This is a genomic window from Amycolatopsis sp. MtRt-6 (genome assembly GCF_017308975.1).
GTDB lineage: Bacteria > Actinomycetota > Actinomycetes > Mycobacteriales > Pseudonocardiaceae > Amycolatopsis.
The window spans coordinates 57,389-83,469 of the sequence record NZ_JADWPD010000043.1 but is presented as its reverse complement, the minus strand read 5'-3'; the positions used below and the strand labels follow the sequence as shown (position 1 = coordinate 83,469).

At 71.2% G+C, this 26,081-nt stretch carries 25 protein-coding genes and 1 pseudogene; 19 read left to right on the top strand and 7 right to left on the bottom strand.

Going from position 1 to position 26,081, the window contains the following annotated elements; genetic code table 11:
• Positions 1 to 65: 65 nt before the first annotated feature.
• From I4Q55_RS44520 to I4Q55_RS44505, 4 genes are all read left to right on the top strand, one after another.
• Positions 66 to 1,853: a dynamin family protein gene (locus I4Q55_RS44520; protein ID WP_206796848.1), complete on the top strand. Its 1,788-nt coding sequence runs from the start codon at positions 66 to 68 to the stop codon at positions 1,851 to 1,853.
• Complete coding sequence (locus tag I4Q55_RS44515) at positions 1,850 to 3,052, top strand: GTPase (protein WP_206796847.1); 1,203 nt, start codon at positions 1,850 to 1,852, stop codon at positions 3,050 to 3,052. The genes I4Q55_RS44520 and I4Q55_RS44515 overlap by 4 nt, the downstream gene beginning before the upstream one ends.
• 131 nt (positions 3,053 to 3,183) lie before the next feature.
• A complete protein-coding gene (locus I4Q55_RS44510) occupies positions 3,184 to 4,728 on the top strand; it encodes a long-chain fatty acid--CoA ligase (protein ID WP_206796846.1) in 1,545 nt (514 codons plus the stop codon).
• Positions 4,728 to 5,240, top strand: a complete 513-nt coding sequence (locus I4Q55_RS44505) for a TetR/AcrR family transcriptional regulator (RefSeq protein ID WP_206796844.1) — start codon at positions 4,728 to 4,730, stop codon at positions 5,238 to 5,240. Before I4Q55_RS44510 ends, I4Q55_RS44505 begins: the two co-directional genes overlap by 1 nt.
• Here I4Q55_RS44505 and I4Q55_RS44500 read toward each other — a convergent pair.
• Complete coding sequence (locus I4Q55_RS44500) at positions 5,237 to 5,527, bottom strand: hypothetical protein (protein WP_206796842.1); 291 nt, start codon at positions 5,525 to 5,527, stop codon at positions 5,237 to 5,239. The two genes, I4Q55_RS44505 and I4Q55_RS44500, sit on opposite strands and share 4 nt — an antisense overlap.
• A gap of 92 nt (positions 5,528 to 5,619) precedes the next feature.
• Entirely contained in the window at positions 5,620 to 6,021 is a 402-nt protein-coding gene (locus tag I4Q55_RS44495) for a PPOX class F420-dependent oxidoreductase (RefSeq protein WP_206796840.1), read from the bottom strand.
• A 155-nt stretch (positions 6,022 to 6,176) separates the two neighbouring features.
• Between I4Q55_RS44495 and I4Q55_RS44490 the strand changes: the two genes are divergently transcribed.
• The 3 genes and pseudogenes from I4Q55_RS44490 to I4Q55_RS50850 all read left to right on the top strand — a co-directional run.
• Positions 6,177 to 7,382 carry a glycosyl hydrolase family 8 gene (locus I4Q55_RS44490; RefSeq protein WP_206796838.1) on the top strand — a complete coding sequence of 402 codons (1,206 nt, stop codon included), beginning with the start codon at positions 6,177 to 6,179 and terminating at the stop codon, positions 7,380 to 7,382.
• A gap of 214 nt (positions 7,383 to 7,596) precedes the next feature.
• Positions 7,597 to 8,826, top strand: a complete 1,230-nt coding sequence (locus tag I4Q55_RS44485; protein WP_206796836.1) for an HNH endonuclease signature motif containing protein — start codon at positions 7,597 to 7,599, stop codon at positions 8,824 to 8,826.
• 322 nt (positions 8,827 to 9,148) lie between these two features.
• Positions 9,149 to 9,238: pseudogene (locus tag I4Q55_RS50850) on the top strand (DUF1768 domain-containing protein); the annotation flags it as partial.
• A gap of 157 nt (positions 9,239 to 9,395) precedes the next feature.
• Here I4Q55_RS50850 and I4Q55_RS44475 read toward each other — a convergent pair.
• Positions 9,396 to 10,379, bottom strand: a complete 984-nt coding sequence (locus tag I4Q55_RS44475) for a Gfo/Idh/MocA family protein (RefSeq protein WP_206796833.1) — start codon at positions 10,377 to 10,379, stop codon at positions 9,396 to 9,398.
• A gap of 97 nt (positions 10,380 to 10,476) precedes the next feature.
• Between I4Q55_RS44475 and I4Q55_RS44470 the strand changes: the two genes are divergently transcribed.
• Genes I4Q55_RS44470 through I4Q55_RS44450 form a run of 5 tightly spaced genes read left to right on the top strand, consistent with a single transcriptional unit; the run spans position 10,477 to position 15,189 of the window.
• Positions 10,477 to 11,424: an ABC transporter substrate-binding protein gene (locus tag I4Q55_RS44470; protein ID WP_206796831.1), complete on the top strand. Its 948-nt coding sequence runs from the start codon at positions 10,477 to 10,479 to the stop codon at positions 11,422 to 11,424.
• Positions 11,411 to 12,289, top strand: a complete 879-nt coding sequence (locus tag I4Q55_RS44465) for an amino acid ABC transporter permease (RefSeq protein WP_206796829.1) — start codon at positions 11,411 to 11,413, stop codon at positions 12,287 to 12,289. Before I4Q55_RS44470 ends, I4Q55_RS44465 begins: the two co-directional genes overlap by 14 nt.
• Positions 12,282 to 13,049, top strand: coding sequence for an amino acid ABC transporter ATP-binding protein (locus I4Q55_RS44460; protein WP_307793475.1), 768 nt, complete (start codon positions 12,282 to 12,284; stop codon positions 13,047 to 13,049). The genes I4Q55_RS44465 and I4Q55_RS44460 overlap by 8 nt, the downstream gene beginning before the upstream one ends.
• A complete protein-coding gene (locus tag I4Q55_RS44455) occupies positions 13,046 to 14,764 on the top strand; it encodes an aminotransferase class V-fold PLP-dependent enzyme (protein ID WP_206796828.1) in 1,719 nt (572 codons plus the stop codon). Before I4Q55_RS44460 ends, I4Q55_RS44455 begins: the two co-directional genes overlap by 4 nt.
• A 44-nt stretch (positions 14,765 to 14,808) precedes the next feature.
• Complete coding sequence (locus I4Q55_RS44450) at positions 14,809 to 15,189, top strand: hypothetical protein (RefSeq protein ID WP_206796827.1); 381 nt, start codon at positions 14,809 to 14,811, stop codon at positions 15,187 to 15,189.
• 42 nt (positions 15,190 to 15,231) lie between these two features.
• Here the strand turns inward: I4Q55_RS44450 and I4Q55_RS44445 are convergent, their stop codons facing one another.
• Complete coding sequence (locus I4Q55_RS44445; RefSeq protein ID WP_206796826.1) at positions 15,232 to 16,404, bottom strand: macrolide family glycosyltransferase; 1,173 nt, start codon at positions 16,402 to 16,404, stop codon at positions 15,232 to 15,234.
• A 289-nt stretch (positions 16,405 to 16,693) separates the two neighbouring features.
• Here I4Q55_RS44445 and I4Q55_RS44440 point away from each other — a divergent pair, with 289 nt between their 5' ends.
• The 7 genes from I4Q55_RS44440 (at position 16,694) to I4Q55_RS44410 (ending at position 22,782) form a co-directional block, all read left to right on the top strand.
• Positions 16,694 to 18,241 (top strand): alpha/beta hydrolase, encoded by a 1,548-nt coding sequence (locus I4Q55_RS44440; protein WP_206796859.1) that lies wholly within the window; start codon positions 16,694 to 16,696, stop codon positions 18,239 to 18,241.
• A 170-nt stretch (positions 18,242 to 18,411) separates the two neighbouring features.
• The gene (locus tag I4Q55_RS44435; protein ID WP_206796825.1) at positions 18,412 to 19,311 is read left to right on the top strand and encodes an ABC transporter ATP-binding protein; all 900 of its coding nucleotides are present in this window, start codon (positions 18,412 to 18,414) and stop codon (positions 19,309 to 19,311) included.
• Positions 19,308 to 20,039 carry an ABC transporter permease gene (locus tag I4Q55_RS44430; RefSeq protein ID WP_206796824.1) on the top strand — a complete coding sequence of 244 codons (732 nt, stop codon included), beginning with the start codon at positions 19,308 to 19,310 and terminating at the stop codon, positions 20,037 to 20,039. The genes I4Q55_RS44435 and I4Q55_RS44430 overlap by 4 nt, the downstream gene beginning before the upstream one ends.
• Positions 20,040 to 20,096: 57 nt before the next feature.
• On the top strand, positions 20,097 to 20,717 hold the full coding sequence (locus I4Q55_RS44425) for a hypothetical protein (protein ID WP_206796823.1): 621 nt from the start codon (positions 20,097 to 20,099) through the stop codon (positions 20,715 to 20,717).
• On the top strand, positions 20,717 to 21,028 hold the full coding sequence (locus tag I4Q55_RS44420) for a transcriptional regulator (protein ID WP_091306018.1): 312 nt from the start codon (positions 20,717 to 20,719) through the stop codon (positions 21,026 to 21,028). The genes I4Q55_RS44425 and I4Q55_RS44420 overlap by 1 nt, the downstream gene beginning before the upstream one ends.
• Position 21,029: 1 nt before the next feature.
• On the top strand, positions 21,030 to 22,337 hold the full coding sequence (locus tag I4Q55_RS44415) for a DNA polymerase IV (protein ID WP_206796822.1): 1,308 nt from the start codon (positions 21,030 to 21,032) through the stop codon (positions 22,335 to 22,337).
• Between the two features lie 136 nt (positions 22,338 to 22,473).
• A complete protein-coding gene (locus I4Q55_RS44410) occupies positions 22,474 to 22,782 on the top strand; it encodes a hypothetical protein (RefSeq protein ID WP_206796821.1) in 309 nt (102 codons plus the stop codon).
• A gap of 51 nt (positions 22,783 to 22,833) precedes the next feature.
• Here I4Q55_RS44410 and I4Q55_RS44405 read toward each other — a convergent pair whose 3' ends face one another.
• Genes I4Q55_RS44405 through I4Q55_RS44395 form a run of 3 tightly spaced genes read right to left on the bottom strand, consistent with a single transcriptional unit; the run spans position 22,834 to position 26,029 of the window.
• Positions 22,834 to 23,472 (bottom strand): FadR/GntR family transcriptional regulator, encoded by a 639-nt coding sequence (locus I4Q55_RS44405; protein WP_206796820.1) that lies wholly within the window; start codon positions 23,470 to 23,472, stop codon positions 22,834 to 22,836.
• A complete protein-coding gene (locus tag I4Q55_RS44400) occupies positions 23,469 to 24,494 on the bottom strand; it encodes an ABC transporter permease (RefSeq protein WP_206796819.1) in 1,026 nt (341 codons plus the stop codon). The genes I4Q55_RS44405 and I4Q55_RS44400 overlap by 4 nt, the downstream gene beginning before the upstream one ends.
• Complete coding sequence (locus I4Q55_RS44395; protein WP_206796818.1) at positions 24,491 to 26,029, bottom strand: sugar ABC transporter ATP-binding protein; 1,539 nt, start codon at positions 26,027 to 26,029, stop codon at positions 24,491 to 24,493. Before I4Q55_RS44395 ends, I4Q55_RS44400 begins: the two co-directional genes overlap by 4 nt.
• Positions 26,030 to 26,081: the final 52 nt, after the last annotated feature.

Sequence of the window (26,081 nt, the reverse complement as noted above, 5' to 3'; positions counted from 1 at the left end):
GGGTGCAGCCGCGGGACGGGCACCCGGTGTGCGTACGGGGAGTGAACCGGGGACACTCGTCCATCGTGACCGCACCGGCTTGGCTCGAAGTGCTCAACGAGACGCTGGACGCGTGCCGCACGCACGGCCGCGCCGATCTCGCCGAGCGCCTCCGCAGACGCCGTGACGCCCCGGCCGGCCAGATCCGGCTCGGCGTGCTCGGCTTCCCCAAACAGGGCAAGGGCTACCTGCTCAACGCCGTGCTGAACGCGCCCGTGTGCGCGGTCGGCGACGCCGCGACCCCGGCCGTGCCCACGGAAATCACCTACTCCGCCGAACCCGCCGCGACGCTGGTCGGCCGGTCCCGCGAGCGGATCCCCGTCGCGGTCGAACGGCTCACCGGCGAACTCGGCGCCCGGCCCGCCGGCACGCTCAGCCGCGTCGAGGTCGGCGTGCCGCGCGAACTCCTTTCGGCAGGCCTCGTCCTGGTCGACACCCCGCCCGTCGGTGACCCGCGGTCACCGCGCACCGCCGCGGCGCTGGATTTCCTCGCCGAAGCCGACGCGGTGATCCTCGTCTCCGACGCGACCGACCCGCTGAGCGCCGCCGAACTCGCGCTCGCCCGGCACGTGCGCACCTGGTGCCCGCACGTCGTGCTGGCGCTCACGAAGATCGACGCCTCTCCCGGCTGGCGCGCGGTCGCCGAACGCAACCGCGCCATGCTCGCCGAGGCCGGGATCGACGCGCCCGTTCTGCCGGTTTCGGCCGTTGTGCGCCAAGCCGCCGCGAAGACCGGTGACGCGGAACTCAACGCCCGCTCGGGTTTCCCGGAGCTGCTGGGCTGGATCGCCGAGCAGGCCGCGCGCCCGCCCGAGCAGTCTCGCGCGCTGCTCGCCGCCGTTGGCGTGCGCGCCGCGGCCGCCGAGCTGGTGGAGTCCCTGCGCGACCGCGTCGACGCGGCCGGGCAGGACGCCGGGCTCGGCCAGGCCGCGCTGCTGCAGCGGGCCCAGCGCCGCGCCGACGACCTGCGCCGGCAGAACACCCGGTGGCAGAACCTGCTGGCCGACGAGATCGCCGACCTGATGGCCGACGTCGAGTACGACCTGCGCGAGCGGACGCGCAAGATCGTCAACTCCATCGACCAGACCTTCGACGAGGGTGACCCGGCGAAGGTGTGGGACGAGTTCGCGCCGTGGCTCGACAACGCGCTCGCCGAGGCGGTGGAGACGAACTACGCCTGGCTGACCGAGCGGGCGCAGTGGACCGCGCAGGCGGTCGCGGCGTGCTTCGGCGCCCAGTACGACCACGCGTTGCCGGAGCTGCCGCTCGACGGCTCGGGCGTGGAGAACCTCGACGACGTCCGGCGCCCGAAGATCGAGAAGTTCTCGATCGGCCAGCAGGCCTTCACCGGGCTGCGCGGTTCGTACGGCGGTGTCCTGATGTTCGGCCTGGTGACCAGCTTGCCCTGGCTCGGCCTGCCGCTGATCAACCCGGTTTCGATCAGCGCCGGCGCGGCGTTCGCGGTGAAGACGATCCGCGACGAGGGCGGGATGCGGCTGCAGCGGCGGCAGGCCGTCGCCAAGCAGGCCGCGCAACGGCACGTCGACGACGTCTTCCTGCGGTTCGGCAAGGAAAGCCGCGACGCGATCCGCGTCGTGCAGCGGCGGCTGCGCGACCACTTCACCGGCCTGGCCGAGGAGCTCGCGGACGAGCTGACCCGCGAACGCGAGACGATCATGGCCGGCACCGCCGAGCGGGAGCGGCGCACCGGGCACATCCGCCGGGAGATCGACCGGCTCGCCGGGCTGCACCAGCGCGCGGGCGAGCTCGGCACGATCGCCGGACGGCAACAGCGGCGGGAGCTTTCGGCGTGACCCAGGACGTCCGCGACCTGCTGCACGCCGCGGCCGGGCTCTACCGGGACGACCCGCGGGCGTCGGCGCTGCTGCGCGACTGCCTGGACCGGCTGGAGCAGCCGCTGCGCGTCGCGTTCACGGGCGCGCCTTCGTCGGGGAAGACGACGCTCGCCGCCGCGCTCGGCGAATGGCCGACCCGGGCGCTGCGCGACCTCGTGCTGCTGGACGACCCCGGCCCGGCCGACGACGTCCCGGACGCGACGGTCCGGCTGGTCCGCCACCTCGAGCCGGACGAGCTCGCGGCGGCGCACCCGCCGGGCGGCTCGCCGTTCGCGCGGCAGAGCGCGGTCAACTCGGTGCTGGTGCTGTCGCGGGCCGACGAGGTCGGCGCGGGCCGGATCGACGCGCTGCTCACCGCGAAGCAGCTCGCGCGGCGGGCGTGGCGGGAAGACCCGCTGTGCACCGGGTTCCTGGGCGTGATCGCCGTGGCCGGGCAGCTCGCCTACGGCGGCCGGTCGCTGCGCGACGACGAGTTCGACCTCCTCGCCGCGTTCGCCGCGGTGCCGCGCGAAGAGCTGGAACGGCACGTCCTGTCGGTGGATTCGTTCACCGACCCGGCGTTCCCGGGCCCGATCCCGGTCGAGACGCGGCGGTCGCTGGTGGTGCGGTTCGGGATGTTCGGCGTCCGGCTGGCGCTCACGCTGATCCGCACCGGCTGCGACGACCGCGTCAAGCTCTCGGCGGAACTGGTGCGCCGCAGTGGTTTGGGCGAGCTGCGCGACACACTGGCCGGGTGTTTCGTGGCGCGGGCCGAGGCGCTGCGGGCACGGACGGCGATCATCCGGCTGGAGGCCCTGCTGGCGGCCCAGCCCCGCCCGGGCGGCGACCGGCTGGTCTCCCGGGTGGAGCGGTTCGCCGCGGCCGCGCACGATTTCCGCGAGCTGCGGCTGATCGCCGACATCCGCGGCGGCCGCACGGCCCTGTCCGGTGAGCCCGCCGAGGAAGCCGTCCGGTTGCTGGGCGCGCAGGGCACGGCCCCGGCCGACCGGCTCGGCCTCGAACCGGACGCCGACCCGAACGAGATCTACGACGCCGGCCTGGACGCGCTGCGGCGCTGGCGGCACGAGGCCGAGCGCCCGGACCGCCCGCACGCCGAGCGGACGGCGGCCCACGTGGTGGTGCGCTCGACCGAGGGCCTGCTTTCGCTGTTCGCCTGACCCTGGGGCGGCGTAAGGAAAACACCGATCTGCGGGCCGGTTTGCGACCGGTTGTCCGGTATTGACGCCTTCCGGGCCGCGGCGCACCATAGATCGGTCTATGGTCCAGTGCCGGCCCGAAGGGAACTCCCATGCCCGAAGACGTTCGCCCCCGGGTCCGGTTGTTCGGCGAGCTGCTGGCGCACTGGGCACGGGAACGGCCGGCGGACACCGCGCTGATCTTCGGCGACCGGACGTGGACCTGGGCGGAGTTCGACGAGCGCGCCCGGCGGCTGTCCGGAGCCCTCGCGGCCGCCGGCGTCGCCCGGGGCGACCGGGTCGCGTTCCTCGACAAGAACCACCCTGCCTGCCTGGAAACGACCTTCGCGGCCGGCGGGCTCGGCGCCGCCAACGCCGTCGTCAACTGGCGGCTTTCCGGCGACGAACTCGCGTACGTGCTCAAGGACGCGGGCGCGAAGGTGGTCTTCGTCGGGGCCGAACTGCGGCCCGCGCTCGACGCGATCCGCGACCGGCTGCCCGCGGTGGAACGCGTGATCGTCGTCGGCGGGGACGCCGACGAGTACGAGGCCTTCCTGACCTCCGCCGCGCCGCACGCCGGAGCCGGCGTCGACACCGACGACGGCATCCTGGTCATGTACACGAGTGGCACCACCGGGTTCCCGAAGGGCGCGGTGCTGACCCACCACAGCGTCCTCGCGCACGGCCTGGCCGCCGGGACGGCGTTCCCGATCGGCCCGGGCGACGTCAACCTGGTCGCGATGCCGCTGTTCCACGTCGGCGGCAGCTGTTACGCCGTATCCGGGTTCCTCTACGGCGAACCGAGCTACCTGACACGCGAGCCGGACGCGGCTTCGCTGTTCGCGGCACTGCGGGCCGGGATCACGCACGCCTTCCTGGTGCCCGCGGTCGTGGCCGGGATCGCGCAGGCCGGCGAGGCCGCGCTCCAGGCGTTCTCCCGGCTGAAGTACCTTTGCTACGGCGCTTCGCCGATGCCGCTCCCGCTGCTGCGCACGGTGCTCGCCGCCTGGCCGGACGTCAAGTTCGCCCAGGTCTACGGGATGACCGAGCTGTCCGGCGCGGTGACCGCGCTGGACCCGGAGGCGCACCGGGACACCACCCGCCCGGAGCGGCTGGCGTCGGCGGGCACCGCACTGTCCGGAGTGGACATCCGGATCGTCGACCCGGTCACGGCGGAGGACGCCGAGGTCGGGGAGGTCTGGGTGCGCACCGAGCAGCGGATGGCGGGCTACCTGGGCAAGCCGGAGGCCACCGCGGAGACCATTGTGGACGGCTGGGTCCGCACCGGCGACGTCGGGCGCCTCGACGACGGCGGGTTCCTGTTCCTCGAGGACCGCGTCAAGGACATGATCATCACCGGCGGCGAGAACGTCTATTCGCCGGAGGTCGAGCGCGTGGTGGCGGAGTTCCCCGGCGTCGCCGAGGTGGCCGTCATCGGCGTGCCGGACGACAAGTGGGGCGAGCAGGTCAAGGCCGTCGTGGCCGGCGAGGGGCTCGACGCCGAAAAGATCGTGGAGTTCTGCCGCGAGCGGCTGGCGCACTACAAGTGCCCGCGCAGCATCGACGTCGTGGACGCGTTGCCGCGCAACGCCACCGGCAAGATCCTCAAGCGTTCGCTGCGCGAGCCCTACTGGCGGGATCGGGACCGGAACGTCTGATGGCCTCGCGCCGCGAGTACTTCGACGCTGCGCTGAAGGTACTGGCGGAGCACGGGTTCGCGGGCTTGAACGTCGGTGTGCTGTGCCGTGAGCTGGGTGTCACGAGCGGTTCGTTCTACCACCACTTCGGGGGCTGGCCGGGGTTCGTGGCGCAGCTGCTGGCGCACTGGGAGAGCCGGCAGCCGCTGAGCCCGCCCGCGGATTTCGCCGCGCTGGTGGACCTCACCCTCGGACTGCCGCACGAGGCCGAGGCCGCCATCCGCGCCTGGGCGCGCAACGACGAAACCGTGCGCGCGGCGCAGCGGCGCGTCGACGACGCCCGGCTGCGGACGGTCGGCAAGGCGGTCGAAGGCGTCGTCGGCGACCCCGTGCTGGCCCGGACGCTGACGTCGCTCGGCATGGCGATGCTGGTGGGCCACCAGCAGCTGGCGCCGGCGGGGCAGCACGGCGAGCTGACGGAGCTGCTCGCGGAGTACACCCGGCTGGTGCACTCCCGGGCGAGCGGCGGTTAGAGCTGGGCTTCGATGGCGTTCACCAGCTGCATGAGGGAGGCCCCTTCGGACGGCGCCGAATGCCGGACCAGGTCCACGGCCGGGTAGAACCCGATGTGGCCGAGGTCCGGCGAGCCCTGGGCGATGGCGCGCGCGAACTCGCGCTCGGCGGTGGCCCGCTCGGCGGTGGCCAGCCGGGTGACGGCCCGCCACACGGCGACCGCGCAACTGAGCGGCTCGACGGGCATGAGCGGTTCGAGTTCGGTGCCGGGAGCCAGGTGCTGCGCTGCCGTTTCGATGCGGTTCATGTGTCCACCTTCGGTCGTTTCGACCAAAGTAGGACGCCGGCTCGGCGGTCCGGAACCGGCGATTCGCGGAAGTGGCTTCGTGTGGTGGCGGATCAGGCGTTGCCGAGCACCCGGGTGACGGTGATCTCGATGACGACCCGCTGCGGGTTCGGCTTGGGCTGCCGGTAGCGCTCGGCGTACCGGTTTTCGGCGTCGCGCACCGACTCGGGGTCTTCGCGCAGCACCGCGCGTCCCTCCAAAGTGGACCAGCGCGGGCCGTCGAGCTGGCAGACCGCGACGGGGATGCCGACCGCGCCCGCGGCCCGCACGAGCCGGGCCTTGACCGACGGGGCGAAGGTGATGACGCGCGCGAGGCCGGCGTCGAAGTCGACGGTGACGCCGACCGCGACGACGTGCGGGGTGCCGTCCGGGCGGACCGTGGTCAGCGTGGCCAGGTGGCGCTCGGTCCAGAAGGCGCGGAAGCCGGGCCCGCGGCCGTCGAGGTCGATCTTCATGACGTCCACGCTAGTCCGTCCGGGTGGGCGGGCCGCCGCGGGACCCACTGTGCGTGATAGTAAGGAAAGTTTCCTAACCCTCTTGACCAGGTCTTGAACCTTCTGTCAGGCTTCGATCACCTTCGCCGCAGCCGACGATGTCTTACGGAGGAGTCATGAAGAGAGCCGTCCGGGCGGTGGTGGTTTCGGCCGCGCTCGCCGCGGGGCTGGTGAGCGTGCCCGCGTCCGCGTCCGCGGCCGGCACGCCCTACGTGCCGGGAACGCTGCGGCCGTCCGTCTCGCAGGCCACGCAGGACGCCGCACTGCAGAAGTACTACGACTTCTGGAAGAAGAACTTCCTGACGACCAAGTGCGGCACGGGGACCTACGCCGTGCTGTCCAAGGACGCCGACCACGCCTTCGTCGCCGAGGGCGAGGGGTACGGCATCACGATCTCGGCGATGATGGCGGAGAAGGACCCGCAGGCGCGCTCGATCGTCGACGGGATCCTGAAGTTCGTGAAGGCGCACCCGTCGGTGAACAACAGGGACCTGCACGCGGCCGAGCAGGACGCGAACTGCAAGAGCGTCAACGGCAGCGACTCCGCCACCGACGGCGACCTGGAGATCGCCTACGGCCTGCTGATCGCGGACAAGAAGTGGGGCAGCGGCGGCGCGGTCAACTACAAGGCCGAGGCCGTCCGGATCATCAACGCGATCAAGCGGAGCGAGGTCAACGGAACCACGAAGTTCACGCTGCTGGGCGACTGGGGCAACGACGCGGAGTACCGCAACAGCTCCCGCTCGTCGGACTGGATGCCGGGCCACCTGCGCGCCTTCGCGGCGGCGACGGGCGACAGCTTCTGGACATCGGTCCGCACCCGTTCGGAGACGGCGGTGAGCCAGCTGCAGTCGTCGTACGCGCCGAACACGGGGTTGTTGCCGGACTTCGTGGTCAACACGAACACGACACCGAAGCCGGCGCCGGCGGACTTCCTGGAGGGTCCGTACGACGGCAAGTACAGCTGGAACGCCTGCCGCGACCCGTGGCGCCTGGGCGCGGACGCGATCTCGTTCTCCGGGAGCGCTGCGGTTGCGCAGGTTCGCAAGATGAACACCTGGATCAAGTCGTCGACCGGGGGTGATCCGGCGAAGATCCAGAGCGGGTATTCGCTGTCGGGGTCTCGGACCGAGAGCGGTCAGCACCCTTGCTTCACTGCGCCGTTCGCGGTCGCGGCGATGGTGGACCCGGGTAGTCAGGCTTGGCTGGACAGGCTTTGGGCGGCGGTTTCGTCTTGGACGCCCGATGCTACGGATTACTACGGGACTGGGATCACGGTGCAGGTTCTGCTGATTCTGAGCGGTAACTACGTGGCTGCTTAGGTCTTGGGCGGGGTTTCTGGCCCGGCTCGGCGGGGGGGGGGGTATTGGGCGCTGCACGGGGTTGGGTTGCGTCGTTGGTCGGTAGCGCCGATTCCCCACGCTTCGGTTGCCCTGCCGTGGTTTTCGGTGTTCTGGGGTGTGGACTGCGGCTTTACCTTTTGTTCCCACCGTATCGAGTGATGACCCTGTGTTCGATCGCCGGTAGCTTGGAGATATGACCAACGACGCGGCTCTCTCTTCCGAGGCGGTGGCTCTTGCCGACTGCCTCGGTGAGTTGGTCGCGCGTATGCGGTCTGCGGAGGCCGAACTCGGGGCCCTGCTGGTGGAAATCGAGCAGCGCGGGGTGATGGAGCTGTTCGGCTACCGCTCCGCCGCCCGCCTGCTGGAGCACCTGGCCGATATGCCGAAGCCGGCCACGGAACGGCTGATCAAACGCGCCCGCCTGATCAATCCCGGCCGCAACCTCGACGGCAGTCCCATTCCTGCCCTGGCTCCCGCCACCGGCGCTGCTGCCCGGGCGGGACGGTTGAGCAACCCGATGATCGACGTGATCACCAACGTCCTGACCCAGGTCCCGCCCGAGCATTGCGCAAGTGCCGAGACCAACCTGCTGGCCTTCGCTGAGGAGGCCGGGCACAAGCAGGTCGCCGCCCTCGGCGCCCGCATCCTCGCCCACCTCGTCCCCGACGGGCCCGCACCCGACGACACCGAACCCGTGGTTCCCACCCGGGAGCTGTTCCTGCGCCACAAAAGAACCGGGGTGTGGGAGCTGAGTGGCCGGTTCGATGATGAGACCGGCACCCGCGCCCACGCGTTGTTGGATGCTTTGGCCGAGCGTCGCACCGGCGATGACGGCCCCGACTTCCGCACCACCCCGCAGCGTTACGGGGATGCGTTCTCCGACGCCGTCGACCTGGCCTTGAATTCCCCAGACCTGCCGATGCAGGCCGGGGAACGAGCCCACGTGATGGTCGCGGTGTCGTTAGAGGATCTGAAATCCGGTGTCGGGAAGGCGACCCTTGGCGACACGGGCACGATGACCGCGGCTGAAGCGCGGGTGCATGCCTGCGACGCCATGATCATCCCCGCAGTGCTGGGCGACAAGAGCGAACCCCTCAACCTCGGCCGCCTCCGCAGACTGATCTCCGCCGGACTGCGTCGGGCATTGTTCCTCCGGGATCGGGGTTGTGCGTTCCCCGGGTGTCATCGTCCGCCCCGGCATTGTCAAGGTCACCACATCCGGCACTGGGCAGACGGTGGCCCCACCGACCTCACCAACCTGGTGCTGATGTGCGCTCACCACCACCGGTTGCTGCACCGCTCCGGCTGGGAAGTCCGCATCGCCGCCGACGGCCTACCGGAATTCCTCCCACCGACATTCATCGACCGACGCCGCAAACCCAGGCGCAACAACCTCCACGAACCACTCCCATTCACAGCCTGACCACGGGACAGGCCCGCAGCCACACGGCTGCGGGCCTACACCCACGAGCACTTCACAAGCCACCCGCCGATCGCCGCGATTCGCCGGCCAAGCCTGACTCCGGTATTCAGGTTCACCCCAGCCCCAGACCAGCCGGTTATTTCGGCCGTGGATGAGACTGGCGGCATGACCGGTGAGCCGCGCAGTGTCGAGGAGCTGACCCGCGCACTCGACGCAGGGCAGCGGTTCAAGTACGTGTATTTCTGGGGCCACCGGCCGCCCCGCGGCGGTGGCCTTCCCGTTCGAGGTCGACGAGGTTCTTTTCGCCACCCCCGAGCACTACATGATGTGGCGCAAGGCGAAGCTCTTCGGCGACGAGGAAGTGGCCGCGCAGGTGCTCACCGCGGTGCACCCGAAGCACGCCAAGGACTTCGGCCGCCGGGTGCGGGCCTTCGACGAGGAGACCCGGGTGGCCCACCGCTACGCCATCGTGGGGGTATCGGCCTGGCGGCCGGCGACCCGCGGACCGAGAAGCCCCGCTCGTGGCGCGAGCTCAACCTGCTGGGCTTCGCGCTCGCGGAGGTGCGGGCTCAGCTGGGCTCGCGCAGTGGGAGCCCAGCCGCCCGGTAGATCTCGTCGATCACCGTCATGGTCTCCACCGCATCCGCCGCCGAGGTCTTCACCGGTTCGCCGCGAAGCACCGCCGCCGCGAACGCGTCCAGCTGGTACGCGTACGTTGCCCGGCGAGGGAACTTCTCCGTCCGCCGGTGGCCGTCCACGCGGACCGTGAACCGGTGGAACGCCTGCGGCATCACCGGGTTCACCACCGATACCGACCCGCGGGACCCGATCACCTTCGCGCTGATCCGCAACACCGACGAAGACCACATCGAGCACTCGATCCGCCCCGTGTGGCCCGACGGGTAAGAAAGCTCCGCCGTCATCGCGCGGTCGACCCGTGGTGACCGCAACCGAGCCGACGCCGACACCACCGAAGGCGTCTCTCCGCCGAACACCCGGGCCATGTGGACCGCGTAACACCCCGCGTCCATCGTCGCCCCGCCCGCCAGCCCGTAGTCGTAGCGGATGTCCGAGAACTTCGGCAGCGGAAAACACAACGCCGTCTCCACGCGCTCCAAAACACCCAGCTCGCCCGATGCCACGATCTCCTCCACCCGCAACGCCAGCGGGTGGTAGCGGTAGTGGAACGCCTCCATCACCACGCGATCCGACGAGGCGGCCAGCGCGGCGATCTCCCGCGCCTCCGCCGCGTTCGCCGTGAACGGCTTCTCGCACAGCACGTGCTTGCCCGCCTCCAGCGCGGCGCGGGTCCAGCGGCCGTGCAGGCCGTTCGGGAGCGGGTTGTACACCGCGTCGATGTCCGGGTCGGCCAGCAACGCCTCGTACGACGGATGCACCCGGGGAACGGAATGCCTGGACGCAAACGCTTGCGCCCGCTCGGCCGACCGTGCCGCGATCGCGGTGACCGAGATCGTCGAAACGGCAGATGCAGGCTTGACCAAGGCCGCGGGCGCGATGCGAGCCGCCCCCAGGATGCCGATCCGCAGGGTCATGTCGCGAAGCTAGCACCGAATCCGAATTTCAACAGCCAGTTGACCTCTTCAACACTGAGTTGTAGCGTTCCGGCCAGCCGAACAGTGGAGGTCCGTTATGTCCCGTTCTCGTGCCGTCCAGGCGGTGTTGCTCGCGAGCGTCGCCGTGCTGGTGACGGCTTGTGGTGGCGGTCCGGACGGCGCCGGCGGGACGTCGCAGGCCGCCGGGGCGCCCGCCTCCGGCATTCCGGACACCGCCGCGATCGTCCAGGGCGTGCGGCAGGACGCCCAGCTCAACGCGGGTCTGCCGGACAACGTCAAGCAGGCCGGCCTGCGCCTGGCCTCGAACCTGCAGTCCGCGCCCAACAACTTCTACGCCGCCGACGGCAAGACCCCGATCGGCTACGAGGTCGACCTCGCCAAGGCCGTCGCCGCCAAGCTCGGCGTCGCCGTCACGCACCAGGACATGGCCTTCGGCTCCCTCATCACCAGCCTCCAGTCCGGCCGCATCGACCTCACCATGGCCGGGATGAACGACACCAAGGCCCGCCAGGCGCAGATCGACTTCGTCGACTACTTCACCTCGGGCATCACGATCATGATCCGCAAGGGCAACCCCGACGGCATCACCGGTCCGGACACCCTCTGCGGCAAGAACGTCGCCGTCGTGCAGGGCACCAGCCACCAGAAGTTCGCCACCGAGCAGAGCACCAAGTGCACGCAGTCCGGAAAGCCCGCGGTCAACGTCACCGCGACCGACAGCGACAACCAGAACCAGAACCAGCTCCGCACCGGCCGCGTGCAGGCGATCCTCAACGACCTGCCCAGCGCCGTCTACATCTCGCGGACCGCCGGTGACGGCAAGTTCTTCGAGGTCGTCCCCGGTGAGCCGATCGACGGCGGCCCGTACGGCATCGGCGTCAACAAGGCCAACACGGCGCTGCGCGACTCCGTCCAGAAGGCGCTGCAGGCCCTCATCGCCGACGGCACCTACGGCAAGATCCTGCAGGCCTGGGGTGTCGAGCAGGGTGCGATCAAGGAGGCCACCGTCAATGGCGGCTCCTGAACCGCTGCCCATCGTCCGGCTCCGCCACTGGGGCCGGTGGGTCGCCGCCGCGATCATCATCGCGCTGCTCGTCCTGCTGGGCATCGCGCTCGGCAACGCGCAGATCGAGTGGAACCAGGTCCCGGACTTCGTCTTCTACAAGGTGATGGCGACCGGCCTGCTCAACACCGTCGTCCTCGCCGTGCTGTCCCAGGCCGTCGCGATCGTGCTCGGCATCGTCATCGCCCTGCTGCGGCGCAGCGCCAACCCGGTCGCGCGGTGGTTCGCCGCCGGCTACATCTGGATCTTCCGCGGCCTGCCCGTGCTGCTGCAGATCCTGCTCTGGTACAACCTGGTGCTCGTCTTCCCGGTGATCGACATCCCGTTCCTCGTCCACGAGCAGACGAACGTGCTGATCAGCGCGTTCACCGCCGCCTTCCTCGGCCTCGCGCTCAACGAAAGCGCGTACATGGCCGAGATCGTCCGAGCGGGCCTGAACAGCGTCGACAGCGGCCAGACCGAAGCGGCCAAGTCGATCGGCATGACGCCGGCCGCGACGCTGCGTCGGGTCGTGCTGCCGCAGGCCATGCGCGTGATCATCCCGCCGACCGGCAACGACTTCATCAACATGCTCAAGGGCACGTCGATGGCGTCGGTGATCGGCGTGACCGAGCTGATCCACGCGGCCAACAACATCTCGTCCAACAACCTGCTGGTCATGGAGACGCTGCTGGCCGCGGCCGTCTGGTACATGGTCGTGGTGACCGTCGCCGGCGTCGGCCAGCACTACCTGGAACGCGCGTTCGGCCAAGCCGACCGCGGCCCGCTCGCCCGCGCCGGGAAAGCCCTGCGCGGCGTGCCGCTGGTGAGGAGTGCCCGTGTCTGAGCCGCTGCTGCGCGCCGTCGGCGTCCGGAAGTCCTACGGCCACACCGAAGTCCTCGGCGGCATCGACCTGGAAGTCCACAAGGGACAGGTCGTCTGCCTGCTCGGGCCGTCCGGCGCCGGGAAGAGCACGTTCCTGCGCTGCATCAACCACCTCGAGACCATCGACGCCGGGCAGATCTGGGTCGACGGCGAGCCCATCGGCTTCCGGCAGCGCGGCGGCAAGCTGTACGAGCTGCGCGAACGCGAGGTGGCGCGCCAACGCCGTGACATCGGCATGGTCTTCCAGCGGTTCAACCTCTTCGCGCACCGGACAGCGCTGGAGAACGTCGTCGAGGGCCCGATCCGGGTACTCGGCGTCAAGCCCGACGACGCCCGCAAGCAGGGCCTCGAACTCCTGGGCCGAGTGGGCCTGGCCCACCGCGCCGACGCCTACCCGGCGCAGCTGTCCGGCGGGCAGCAGCAGCGCGTCGCCATCGCGCGGTCACTGGCCATGAAGCCGAAGCTGATGCTGTTCGACGAGCCGACGTCCGCGCTCGACCCGGAGCTGGTCGGCGAGGTCCTGGCGGTCATGAGTACCTTGGCGGGGGAGGGGATGACGATGGTCGTCGTGACGCACGAGATGAGCTTCGCCGCGGAGGCCGCCGACGAGGTGGTGTTCCTGGCCGACGGCGCCGTCGTCGAGACCGGGCCGCCGTCGCAAGTGCTGAGCGCGCCGAAGCACGACCGCACCCGGCAGTTCCTGGCGAGGATCCTCGCGTGACGCGGATTTCGCCCCGGTACCTGCTCCAGTTCGACGAGCCCGCCGGCTACCTCGACTTCGCCCGGTTCGGCCCGCCGTCCCACGCGGTGCTCGACACGACGGCCGCCCTGCTGCACCAGGCCACCACGGCCGGCCCGTCCACAGTGGACGAGCTGATGCGGCAGGAGATCCGGGCCAAGGCCGCCGCTGCGCGGCTGTCCGGCTCGGACACCGACCACGCGGTGCTGCTCCCGCACACCAGCCTCGGCCTGTTCCAGGCCGCGTTCCACAGCTCGGGCGAGGTGCTCGTGTCGGCGGCCGAGTTCCCCGCCAACACCTACCCGTGGGCCCGCGCCGAACAGGCCGGACGGCTGAAAGCCCGCCGCCTGACCGGCGGTTACGTCACTCCCGAGCGGGTGGCCGAGGCGTTGACGCCGGAGATCACCACGGTGAGCGTCAGCGCCGTCGACTTCCGCACCGGCTACCGCGCCGACCTCGCCGCGCTGCGCGACGTCGTCGGCGACCGGCTGCTGGTCGTCGACGGCATCCAGGGCTTCGGCGTCGTCGAGGAGCCGTGGGAGGTCGCCGACGTGCTGGTCGTCGGCGGGCAGAAGTGGCTGCGCGCGGGCTGGGGCACCGGCTTCGCGGTGCTGTCCGACCGCGCGCTGGACCGGATGGACCCGGTCCTGTCGGGCTGGACCGGCGCGCGCGACCCGGGCCTGTTCGACGACGAGATCCACCCGCCGGACGGCACCGCGCAGGCCTGGTCGATCTCCAACCTCAGCCCGATCACCTCCGGTGCGTTCGCCGAGGCCCTCGAGCTGGTCGAGGACGCCGGCGTCGGCGCCATCGCGGCCCGGATCGCCGAGCGGCTGGCGGCTTTCGAAGAGGTGCTGGCGTCCTGCGGCGCCGAGGTCGTCTCGGCGGTCGGCCGCCGCGCGGGAATCCTGGCGTTCACCCTGCCCGGCCACCCGGCGGAGCAGGTCGGGGCGGCCCTGGCCAACGCCGGGATCGCGGCGACCGTGCGTCCCGAGCACGTCCGGCTCTCGCCACACGCCTCGACGCCGGCGGCGGCCGCGGACCTGCTCCGGGAAGCGCTGGAGACCTTGACACGGCCGCGCGAGCCGATGGTCGTCCCGGCCGCGGGCGCGACGACGCACGACGTGCTCACCGCACTGGTTCCCGCCATTCCGGGGCTGGCGGCGATGCTCGGGCCGGGCAACGAGGTCCTGCTGCACGACCTGAGCAGGCTGCCGGACTCGATCATCGCGATCGCGGGCGACCTGACCGGCCGCAGTGTCGGCGGCCCGATGACGGACCTGCTGCTCGGCCTGGTCCGGCGCGGCACCACGCAGGACCTGACGAACTACCGTACGCACGGCCCGGACGGCCGGCCGATCCGCTCGTCGACGCTGTTCCTCCGCGACGCCGACGGCGTGGCGGTGGGCTGCCTGTGCGTCAACAGCGTCGACACGGCCGCGTCCCCGAGCGGCAACGGCGAGCCGGAGACTTTCCCGCCGGACGTCGACAGCCTGCAGCGGTTCCTGGTCGACCGGGCGGTGGCGAAGGCCGGGATCCCGGTGGACCTGATGAAGAAGCGCCACAAGGCGGCGGTGGTGCGGGAGCTCGACGAAGCCGGCTATTTCCTGATCAAGGACGCGGTCGACCACCTGGCCGGCCGCCTCGACGTCACTCGGTACACGATCTACAACTACCTCAACGAGATCCGTGCCTGATCGGGGTCTTGCCTGCCGGTCGGTCCGGGCGCACCATGGCGCGCATGACCGAACCGGACACGCAGCGCGCCCTGGTGCGGCTCGAGGCGGACGGCGACTCGGACGCCGAGGAGCTCGACCGGCTGGCCCGCCGGCTGCGCGCCGAGCTGGGTGAGCTGGACGTCGACCTGCTGCCGGTCGCGGCCGAGCTCCCACCGGGGGCGAAGGGCGCGGACCCGGTGACGATCGGCTCGCTGATGGTGGCGTTCAGCGCGGCCGGCGGCGTGTTCCCGGGGCTCGTCGACACGCTGCGCGACTGGCTGGGCCGCCAGGCGGGCAAGCACAAGATCAAGGTGACGATCGACGGGGACACCGTCGAGCTGGAACGCGCGACGACGGCCGAGCGGCAGCAGCTGATCGACGCGTTCGTGCGGCGCCACGGCTAGCGACGGCGGCCGCCACCGAACCGGTGACGGCCGCCGCGCTGGTCACTCTACAAAGGACTCCACGGCGTCCGCGGCGAGGGAAACCCCGCCGTGGCCGCGGATCTCCGCCTTCAGCTCCGCCAGCCGCGCGGCCACCGAAGCCGACGAGGACACCTCGTCGACCGCCTCGCGCAGCGACTCGGCAGTCACCGACTCCGCCGGCAGGTGCCGGCCCACGCCCAGCGACTCCAGCTGGGCCGCGTTGCCGAACTGGTCAGCCGCCTGCGGAATCGCCACCATCGGGACGCCGAACCACAGCGCTTCCGTGGCCCCGCCCATCCCGGCGTGCGTGATGAACGCCGACGCCGCTTCCAGCACCGCCAGCTGCGGGACGCTCTCGTACACCTCCACCGACGAAGGCAACGGCCCGAGGGCGTCCGGCGAGACGTGCTTCCCCAGCGAGATCACCACGTGCCAGTCGTCGGCGAACGCCGAGACGCAGGCCTGGTACACCGGAAGCTGGTCGTTGAACGCCGTCCCGAACGACACCAGCAGCACCGGGCGTCCCGATGACGGCGGCGTCCACGAACGGTCGGCCAGCCGCGCGGGATCCAGGCACGGCCCGACGAACCGCACGTGCGGTCCGACCCGGTCCGCCTGGGGCTGCATGGCCCGCGGGATCAGCGAAAGCACCCGCTCCGGGCGCCCGAGCCACTCCCAGGGATCGGCCGAAACGCCGTGGGACGAAAGCCACTTCGCCAACGTCGTCGCGTAGTCCACACCGGACGGTGACGTCTTGATCGGCGCCATCACCTCGGCCATGTCCTCGTCGTAGCCCTCCCACGCCACCAGAGTCGGCGACAGCTGCACCGCCGGCACGCCGTACCGGAGAGCCAGCAGCGGGGCACCCAGGCCGCCGATGTCGTACAGCACCAGGTCGGGCCGGTCGGTGTCGAACCGGTCGAGCAGCGACGGGTGGATCGCGATGGCTTCGTCGAGGAAGACGCGCATCGCGTCGGCCGGGTCGTCCGGCCACACCGCCGCCTCGCCGAGCGGGAAGATCGTCGGGTGCGTGACCACCTCGGCGCCCGTGGGGGCGACGAGGGACGCCAGCGGTTCGCCGACGACGTAGGACACCCGGTGGCCCCGGCGGACCAGCTCGGCGATCACGCCCAGCGAGGGGTAGATGTGGCTCGGCGCGGTGCAGCCGACCATGACTATGTGTTTGCGCAGCATGGTGCTCCTTCAAGGGCAAGCGAGAAAGAACAGACGGCGCGCAGATGAAGGGGCCGGCCCGGTCGGCGGGCGGCCCGGCGGTCACGCCGTCTCAGGCGAGGCGGAGCCGGATGAAGTAGATCATGAGACGACCGTACGGGATCCCGGAACGCCGGCGCCACCCGATTTCCGCCTTTCGTAGGGCGTTCGCGCTCAGACGTCCCGCCGGACCCCCTGCGGGAATAGGGTTCTCTCGCCCGAAGACGCAGGTAAAAGGGAGAAATCAGTGAAACGTGCCCTCTTCGCCACGGTGGCCGCCGCCGCGGTGGCGTCCGCGCTCGTGGCGGCACCCGCCGCGAGCGCCGCACCCGCGGGGCAGGCGTCGATCGCCTGGGGACCGTGCACCGATCCCACGCTGGTCGCCGCCGGCGCCGAGTGCGGGTACCTCGCGGTGCCGCTCGACTACCGCAAGCCGGCCGGCGAGCAGGTCCAGCTCGCGCTCAGCCGCGTCAAGCACAAGGTGCCCGACGCGCAATACCAGGGCGTCATGCTCACGAACCCCGGTGGCCCCGGCGGGTCCGGCCTGCTGCTGGCCACCCGCGGCCCGCGCGTGCCCAACCACGCCGGCGACGCCTACGACTGGATCGGCTTCGACCCGCGTGGCGTCGGCGCCAGCAAGCCCGCGCTGAGCTGCGACCCGAACTACATGGACTACAACCGGCCGCAGTACGTGCCGTTCACCCCGCAGCTGGAGAAGACCTGGCTCGACCGGTCCAAGGGGTACGCCGAAGCCTGCGCGAAGAACAACTCGCGCGCGCTGCTGGAGAACATGAAGACGACCGACACGGTCCAGGACATGGACTCCATCCGGAAGGCGCTCGGCCAGCGGCAGCTGAACTTCTACGGCTACTCCTACGGCACCTACCTCGGCCAGGTCTACGGCTCGCTGTACCCGCAGAACGTCCGCCGGATGGTGCTCGACTCGACCGTCGACCCGCGCGGCGTCTGGTATGGCAACAACCTCGACCAGGACGTCGCCTTCGACCGGAACCTCCTGATCTGGTTCGGCTGGCTCGCCCAGCACGACGACGTCTACCACCTCGGCAAGACCCAGGCCGCGGTGCGGCGGGTCGTCAACGAGCAGCTGCTCAAGGCCCAGTTCGCCCCGGCCGGCGGCGTGATCGGGCCGGACGAGATCCTCGACGTCATCCAGCAGGCCAGCTACTACCAGCTGCGGTGGACGTTGCTGGGCGACGCGCTGTCCCGGTTCGTCAACAAGGGTGACTGGCAGAACTGGAAGACGCTGTTCGAGACCTTCGGCGGCCGCGGCGACGACAACGGCTACGCCGTCTACCTCGCCGTGCAGTGCACCGACGTCCAGTGGCCGCAGAGCTGGAACCAGTGGAAGCGCGACAACTGGCAGACCTTCGCCAAGGCGCCGTACTTCACCTGGCAGAACGCGTGGTTCAACGCGCCCTGCCTGTACTGGCCCGCCAAGGCCGGAAAGCCGACCAAGATCGACGGCCGGGGCGTGCAGAGCGTGCTGATGATCGACGAGACGCTCGACGCGGCGACGCCGTACGAAGGCAGCCTCGAGGTCCGCAGCCGGTTCCCGGGTGCTTCGCTGATCGCGGAGCCGGGCGGCACCAGCCACGCGATCACCCCGCGCGGCAACGCGTGCGTCGACAACAAGATCGCCGACTACCTGGCGACGGGGGCGCTCCCGGCCCGCAAGCCGGGCCGCACGGCCGACGTCGAGTGCGCGCCGCTGCCGCAGCCGACGCCGCCGGCCCCGACGGCCGCGAAGGCCGACGTCGCGGCGACGTACGGCATGGTCGCCGGGCGGTTCACCGGCTGACCCGGCCGATCGCCCCAAGCGCCCCAATGTGGCCTTCGGTGCGTTCAACGCAACCAAGGCCACATTGGGGCGCTCTTGCTTTCCGGCGCCGGGGGCTTTGAATCTTCGGGGACTTTGTGTTACAAAGTGCGCAGCAACTTTGCGATACAAAGTCCAGGAAGGAGGACGCCATGACTGGGGGACCGGCGTTCGCGCTCCACGGCCTCACCAAACGGTTCGGGCAGGTCACGGCGGTCGACGGGGTGTCCGTCGAGGTCGCGCGCGGCGAGGTCGTCGCGCTGCTCGGGCCGAACGGCGCGGGCAAGTCGACCACCGTCGACATGCTGCTCGGTCTGACCAAGCCGGACGCGGGGGAGGTCACCGTCGCGGGTGGCACCGCGCGTGCCGCCGTCGACCGGGGGCTCGTCGGCGCGATGATGCAGAACGGCGCGCTGCTGCCGGACGTCACCGTCGGCGAGATCGTCGGCCTGATCGTCTCGACGCACGAGAAGCCGCTGCCCGCCGGCGAGGTGATCGCCAGGGCCGGGCTCGAAAAGCTCGTGAAACGCCGCTGCGGCAAGCTGTCCGGCGGGGAACGCCAGCGCGTCCGGTTCGCGCTCGCCCTGGCCGGCGACCCGCAGCTGCTCGTGCTCGACGAGCCCACCGCGGCGATGGACGTCGACGGCAGGCGCGCCTTCTGGGCGGCCATCCGCGAGTTCGCCGCCGGCGGCCGGACCGTGCTGTTCGCCACGCACTACCTCGCCGAAGCCGAGGACTACGCCGACCGCGTCGTGCTGATGCGCCACGGCGCCGTCGTCGCCGACGGCCCGGTCGCCGAGGTCCGGGCCGCGGTGTCCGGCCGGGTGCTCAAGGCCGTCGTGCCCGGCGCGACCGAAGCCGGGCTGGCCACGCTTCGCGGCGTCACGAGCGTGCAGCTGCGCGGCGGCCGGGCCGAGCTGGCCTGCGCCGACTCCGACGCCGCGATCCGCGCCCTGCTCGCGGCCCACCCGGCCGCGTCCGACATCGAAATCACCGCGCTCGGCCTCGAAGAGGCCTTCCTGGCGCTGACCGCCGAGGAGGCCGCCGCGTGAACACGACGTACCTGAGCCTGGAGATCAAGCGGATCGTCCGCAGCCCGCAGTTCACCATCTTCACCATCGGCATGCCGGTGGCGATGTTCGTGCTGTTCGGTTCCATCTTCGGCAAGCTCGTCACGCCGAACGGCCTGCCCTCCGACGTGCAGACCATGATCAACCTGGCCGCGTACGGCGCGAGCGGCGGCGCGCTGTTCACCGGCACCCGGGTGGCGCAGGAGCGCACCGACGGCTGGCAGCGGCAGCTGCGGCTCACGCCGATGCGCGGCCCCGGCTACCTGGTCGTCAAGGTGCTCTCGGCGATGGCCGTGGCACTGCCGGTCCTCGTGGTGGTGTTCCTCGCCGGCCTGGCGATGGGCGTGCACATGACGGCCGCGCAGTGGGGCCTGGTGCTGGTGTCGCTGTGGCTCGGCGTGCTCCCGTTCGCGGTGCTGGGCCTGGCCATCGGGCTGTTCGGCAAGGGTGACACGGTCGGCGCGGTCACCGGCGCGCTGATGATGCCGCTGGGCATGCTCGGTGGCCTGTGGATCCCGCTCTACGTCCTCCCGGACTGGATGGCGACGCTCGCGCACTTCTTCCCGACGTACTGGCTCGGGCGGGTCGGCCTGGAACCGCTGGCCCACGCGGGCGGGGTGGGCCTCGCGGTGCTCGTGCTCGCGGGCTGGCTGATCGTGCCCGCCCTGGTCGTCATGCGCCGGTTCCGGCTGGACACGGCGCGGCTGTGAATGCGTGTTAACTTCCGTGCAGGATTTTGGGGTCCGCACGGGAGGAGGGCGAACCAGGTGGAAGACGAGCCGATGTCGGCCGAGGAGTCGCTGAACCTGATCGCCCGGCAGACCCGGCAGAACCGCCGGGAACTGGGTGGGGGCCCGGCGCGGATGCTCGCCGCCTGGGCCTTCGCCTGGATCGTCGGGTGGGGCTTCACCTACGTGGCGGTGCAGCCCGGTGTCGCGATCCCCGGCTGGGTCGGCGGCGTGCTCGTCGCCGTGCTGTTCGCCGCCGCCATCGCCTACACCGGTTACGTCAGCGCCCGGGCCGGGCGGGGGATCCGCGGTCCGTCGCGGACCGTCGGCGCGATGTACGGCTACAGCTGGGCGATCGCCTCCGCCGGGTTGATGGTCATCGACATCCGGATCACGCAGTTCGGCTCGCTCGCTTCCGACCAGGTGTCGCTGCTGTGGTCCGGGACCTGGCTGCTGCTGACCGGCGTGCTGTACCTCGCCGGTGGCACGGTGTGGCAGGACAAGCTGATGTACGGGCTCGGCGCGTGGATGATCGTCTCCGCGGGGCTCAGCGTGGTGGTCGGGTTCCCGGCCAACTTCCTGGTGCTGGCCCTCTGCGGCGGCGGCGGGTTCCTGCTCGCCGCGATCGTCTACTTCGCCCGCGAGAAGACCGGCTGCTGATGAGCGAACTGCCCCAGCTCGACCCGGTCATCCACGCCCAGGCGCGGCTGCGGGTCACGGTCGCCCTCGCCGGGCTGCGGGCCGGCGATCAGATCACCTTCCCGCGGCTGCAGCAACTGCTGGACATGACGGCCGGCAACCTCTCGACGCACCTGCGCAAGCTCGAAGACGCCGAGTACGTCGAGATCACCAAGGCCTACGAGCACCGCACGCCGGTCACCCTCGTCCGGCTCACCACGGCCGGCCGGGCCGCGTTCGAGAGCTACACCAAGGCGCTGCACCAGCTGCTGGACGCCACCGGCGGGGACTGACGTGGCCCGCTGGGTCATCCACCTCGACCTGGACGCCTTCTACGCGTCGGCCGAGCAGCTCACCCGCCCGACGCTGGCCGGGCGCCCGGTGCTCGTCGGCGGGACCGGGCCGCGGGGTGTCGTCGCCGGGGCGAGCTACGAGTCGCGGGCGTTCGGCATCCGCTCGGCGATGCCGATGGCCCAGGCCCGGCGGCTGCTGCCGGCGAACGGCGTCATCGTGCCGCCGCGGTTCCGCGTCTACGAGCGCCTCAGCCAGGAGGTCTTCGCGGTCGTCACCGAGGTCGCGCCGGTGCTGGAGAAGATCTCGCTCGACGAGGCCTTCGCCGAACCGCCCTCGCTCGCGGGTGCGTCGCTTGAAGAGGTGACTTCGTTCTGTGCCGCCTTGCGGGCGCGGATCCGCGCGGAAACCGGCCTGGTGGCGTCGATCGGGGCGGGCAACGGCAAGCAGATCGCGAAGATCGCCTCCGACGAAGCCAAGCCGGACGGGCTGCTGGTGGTGCCGCAGGGCACCGAACGGGAGTTCCTCGCGCCGCTGCCGGTGCGCGCGCTGTGGGGCATCGGCCCGGTCGCCGAGGGGAAGCTGCGGTTCATCGGCGTCCAGACGCTCGGGCAGCTGGCGGCACTGTCCGAACCGGACGCGGTGGCCACGCTCGGCGGCGTCGTCGGCCGCGACCTGCGTCGCCTGGCGACCGGCGCCGACGACCGCCCGGTGGCCGGCCGCGCCGAGACCAAGCAGGTCAGCGCCGAGACGACGTTCGACACCGACATCAAGGACCTGGCCACGTTGCGCGCGGAGGTCCGCCGGATCGCGGTGGGCGCGCACCAGCGGCTGCGCAAGGCCGGCCGGGTGGCCCGCACGGTGGTGGTCAAGCTGCGGCACACGGACATGCACACGGTGACCCGCTCGGAGACGATCTCGGCGCCCACGGACGACCTGGCCGAGCTGTCGGCGACGGCGGAGCGCCTGCTGATCGACCCGGCGGAGTTCGGCGGCATCCGCCTGGCGGGGGTGGCCTACAGCGGGCTTTCGGTGCCGCACCAGGACGCGCTGTTCAGCCTGGCGGCGCCGGCTTCGGTGCCGGTGGTGGAGTCTGCCGCACCGGCGCCGGCCCCCGCGGCGCCGTCCGAGTGGCGCCAGGGCGACGACGTGGTCCACGCGGAGTTCGGCACGGGCTGGGTCCAGGGCGCGGGCCACGGCCGGGTGACGGTCCGCTTCGAGCACCGGTCCTCCGGCCCGGGCGTGGCCCGCACCTTCCCCCAGTCCGACCCGGCCCTGACCCGCGGCGACCCCGGCGACTGCCTGCGCTGAAGCCGGAAACGGTGGCCGGCAAATCCTCACATCGGAGGGTGTGCGTGCGGCCGGCGCCAACTAAGCTCGCCTTCACCGAACATTGTTGATTTGCTGCGCGTAGCGGCTTTCTTCCGGACAAAACAAGGTGAAAGAGATGATGGTGAACCGTATTCAGGCTGCCGCGGAAAAGTACGTCCCGGCCGGCGGGGAAACGCTGTCCCCCTTGGAGGTGACCACCGCGCAGACGCCGACGTCCTGCGAGGAGGCGGCGGCGCTGGCCCTGCTCACCGCAGCCCAGAGGGCGACCGACGCCAAGACGGCCTGGCACTGGTACCACGTGTACGGAGCACTGGTCAAAAGCGCGGCCATGGGCGGGTTCGTCGACGAGAACGGCACCTATCTGCTCGAATCGGGCAGTGAAATGTCGGTCATCGATCTGGCGAATGTCCGGTCCCGTTTCTGAGCCGAGCGCCGGGCGGAACGCGCCCACGCCGTAAGCCGTGGTGTCCTCCGATCACCGGTACGCCGCAACGGTTTCCAGCAGCCGGCGGGCCGCCGACTCGGCGTCGTCGGCGTTCTTCGCCAGCACCTGCGTGAGCACGCGGGAATGCGCGGCGAGCGTGTCCGCCGGTTCGCCCCGCGCCCGCAGGGCCGCCACCACCGGCACCTGCAGCTGCGCGATCAGCGCGTTGCCCGACGCGCGGACCAGTGCCGCGTGGAACTGCGCGTCGGCGGCGCGGAAGGCCTCCGCGTCGGCGGCGTCGGCCATCAGCGCGTAGGCCGCCGCCATCGCCGCCAGTTCGCCGGGACGCCGGTGCCGCGCGGCCAGCCGCGCCGCCTGCGGTTCGATGGCCAGCCGCAGTTCGACCAGCTCGCGCAGGTGTTCGTGGCCGTCCGGGCCGGCGACGCGCCAGGCGATGACGTCCGGGTCGATCGCGTCCCACGCCTCGGGCGGGAGTGTCCAGGTCCCCACCCGCGGCCGCGCGGTCACCATGCCCTTGGACTCCAGCACGCGCAACGCCTCGCGGACCACCGTGCGGGACGCGGAGAACCGGCGGCCGAGCTCCTCGGGGACGAGCGGCTGCCCGTCCCCGAGGACGCCTTCGACGATGAGCCTGCCCAGCTCGTCCACGATGCGGGCGTGGAGGTTCACTCGGGCAGGCCGACGCGCCGTTCCCCGCTGCGCAGCTGCTGCAGCACGACCGCGATCACCAGCAGGGCGCCGTGGGCGACGTTCTGCCAGAACGGGTTGATGCCCAGCCCCGACATGCCGTTGTCGAGCACGCCGAGGATGATCACCGCGAGCACCGTCGAAATGATCGACCCGCGGCCGCCCTTGAGCATCGTGCCGCCGAGCGCGGCGCCGGTGACCGCCTGCAGCTCCAGGCCTTCCGAACCGGACGTCGGCTGGCCGGAGCCGGTGCGCGCGGTGATCAGCACGCCCGCGATCGCCGCGACCACGCCGACCAGTGCGTAGACGCCGATGATGTACCGGTTGATGTTGATGCCGGCCAGCCGCGCGGCGGTGTCGTTGCCGCCGATAGCGTAGACGTTGCGGCCGATGTCGGTGTACTTGAGCAGGAAGTGCAGCAGCGCCGCGACGATCAGGAACACCCACACCAGCGACGGCAGCCCGAGCACGGACCCCTTGGCCAGGAAGATGAACAGGTCGTCGCCGCCGGTGTAGCCCTGCGCCTTGCCGTCCGAGATCACCTGGGCGATGCCCTTGTAGGTGGCCAGCATGGCCAGCGTCGCGACCACCGGGTTGACCCGGCCGAAGATGATGATCATGCCGTTGACCAGGCCGCACAGGATGCCGACGCCGACCGCGGCGAGGATGCCGGCCTCGGAGTTGCCGGTGGAGGTGAACACCATCGCCGAGACGACCGACGCGAGCCCGGCCATCGAGCCGACCGAGATGTCCAGCGCGCCCAGGACGATCACCAGGGTCTGGACGAGGGCGAGCAGGCCCATGATGGTGATCGCGCTGCCGATCAGCAGCAGGTTGTTGGTGCGGAAGAAGTTCTCGTTCAGCACGCTCAGCAGGATCACCAGCGCGATCAGCGTGATGATCAGGCTGGAGTTCTGCACGCCGATGCCGGTCAGCACCCGGTGCGCGGTGCTCGGCTTCGCCGGGGCAGCAGGGGCCGACGTTTCCTTGGTGGGAGTACTCATGCGCCGATCTCCTGGGCGTCGTCCACGGCTGGTTCGGTTTCGGGGATGGCGAGGGTCAGCACGGCTTCCTCGGTCGCCTCCTCGCGGCCGATCTCGCCCGCGAGCCGCCCGGCGCGCATGACGAGGATGCGGTCGGCCAGCGTCAGCACCTCGGGCAGGTCGGAGGAGATGACCAGCAGCGCGATGCCCTCCGCGGCGAGGCCGTCGATGATCCGGTAGATCTCGGCCTTCGCGCCGACGTCGACGCCGCGCGTCGGCTCGTCGAGGATCAGCAGCTTCGGCCGCCGCGCGAGCCAGCGCGCGAGGACGGCTTTCTGCTGGTTGCCGCCGGAGAGCTTGCGGACCTCCTGCTCCATCGACGGCGTCCGCACGCGAAGCTCGCGTACGTACTCCTCGACGAGCGCGCGTTCCTTCGCCCGCTTCACGATCCTGAAGCGGCGAAGGCGGTCCAGGACGGCGATGGAGACGTTGTCGCGTACGGACCGCTGCATGAGCAACGCGTCCGTCTTGCGCTCTTCGGGCGCGAAGCCGATGCCTGCCTTGACGGCGTCACCCGGGTTGTGCGCGCGCAGCCGTTTCCCGGCGAGTTCCACGGTCCCGGACCGGATCGGCAGGTCGCCGACGATCGCGCGGGCCAGCTCGGAGCGCCCGGCGCCGACCAGGCCGGCCAGGCAGACGACCTCGCCCGCGCGGACCTGCAGCGAGATGCCGGTGACGTCGTCGGTCGTGACGTCGGCCAGCTTCAGCACGACGTCGCCGGTGTCCTGGGTGGTCCGGCGTTCCAGGGCCGAGAGGTCGCGGCCGATCATCATCCGGACCAGGCCGGCTTCGTCGGTCTCCGCGGCCTGCTGGACGCCGACGAGCTTGCCGTCGCGCAGCACCGCGACGCGGTCGGCGAGCCGGAAGATCTCTTTCATCCGGTGCGAGACGTAGACGACCGCGACCCCGCTGTCGCGCAGCCGCCCGATCAGCCGGAACAACGCCTCGACCTCGTGCTCCGACAGCGACGACGTCGGCTCGTCGAACGCGATCACCCGCGGCGGCGTGGCCGCGGTGAGCACGCGCAGGATCTCGACGAGCTGGCGCTGCGCGGGGGAGAGGGCGACACCGAGCGCCGCCGGGTTCAGGACGCCTTCGAAGCCGTACTCGGCGAGCGCGTCGTGCGTCGCCTGGGTGAGCGTGCGGCGGCTGAACACGCGGACCTTCGCGGGGAGTTCGCCGACGAAGACGTTCTCCGCCACCGAAACGTGCGGGATGATCTCGGGTTCCTGGTAGATCACGCGCACCCCGGCGGCCATCGCCGCGCGCGGGGTGTCGAAGGCGACCTCGGTGCCGTCCAGGAGCAGCCGGCCGTCGTCCGGGCCCTGGTCGCCGGACAGCACGCGCAGCAGCGTCGACTTGCCGGCGCCGTTTTCGCCCATCAGGGCCAGGACTTCGCCGGCGCGGAACTCCAGGGAGACGTCGTCGAGGGCGGTGACACCGGAGAAGCGCTTGCCGATGCCCTCGACGGCGAGCGCGGGAGGAGAGGCGGACATTCGCGGCCCTTCGGCGGACGGGCCGCGCCCGGCACTGCCGAGTGCCGGGCGC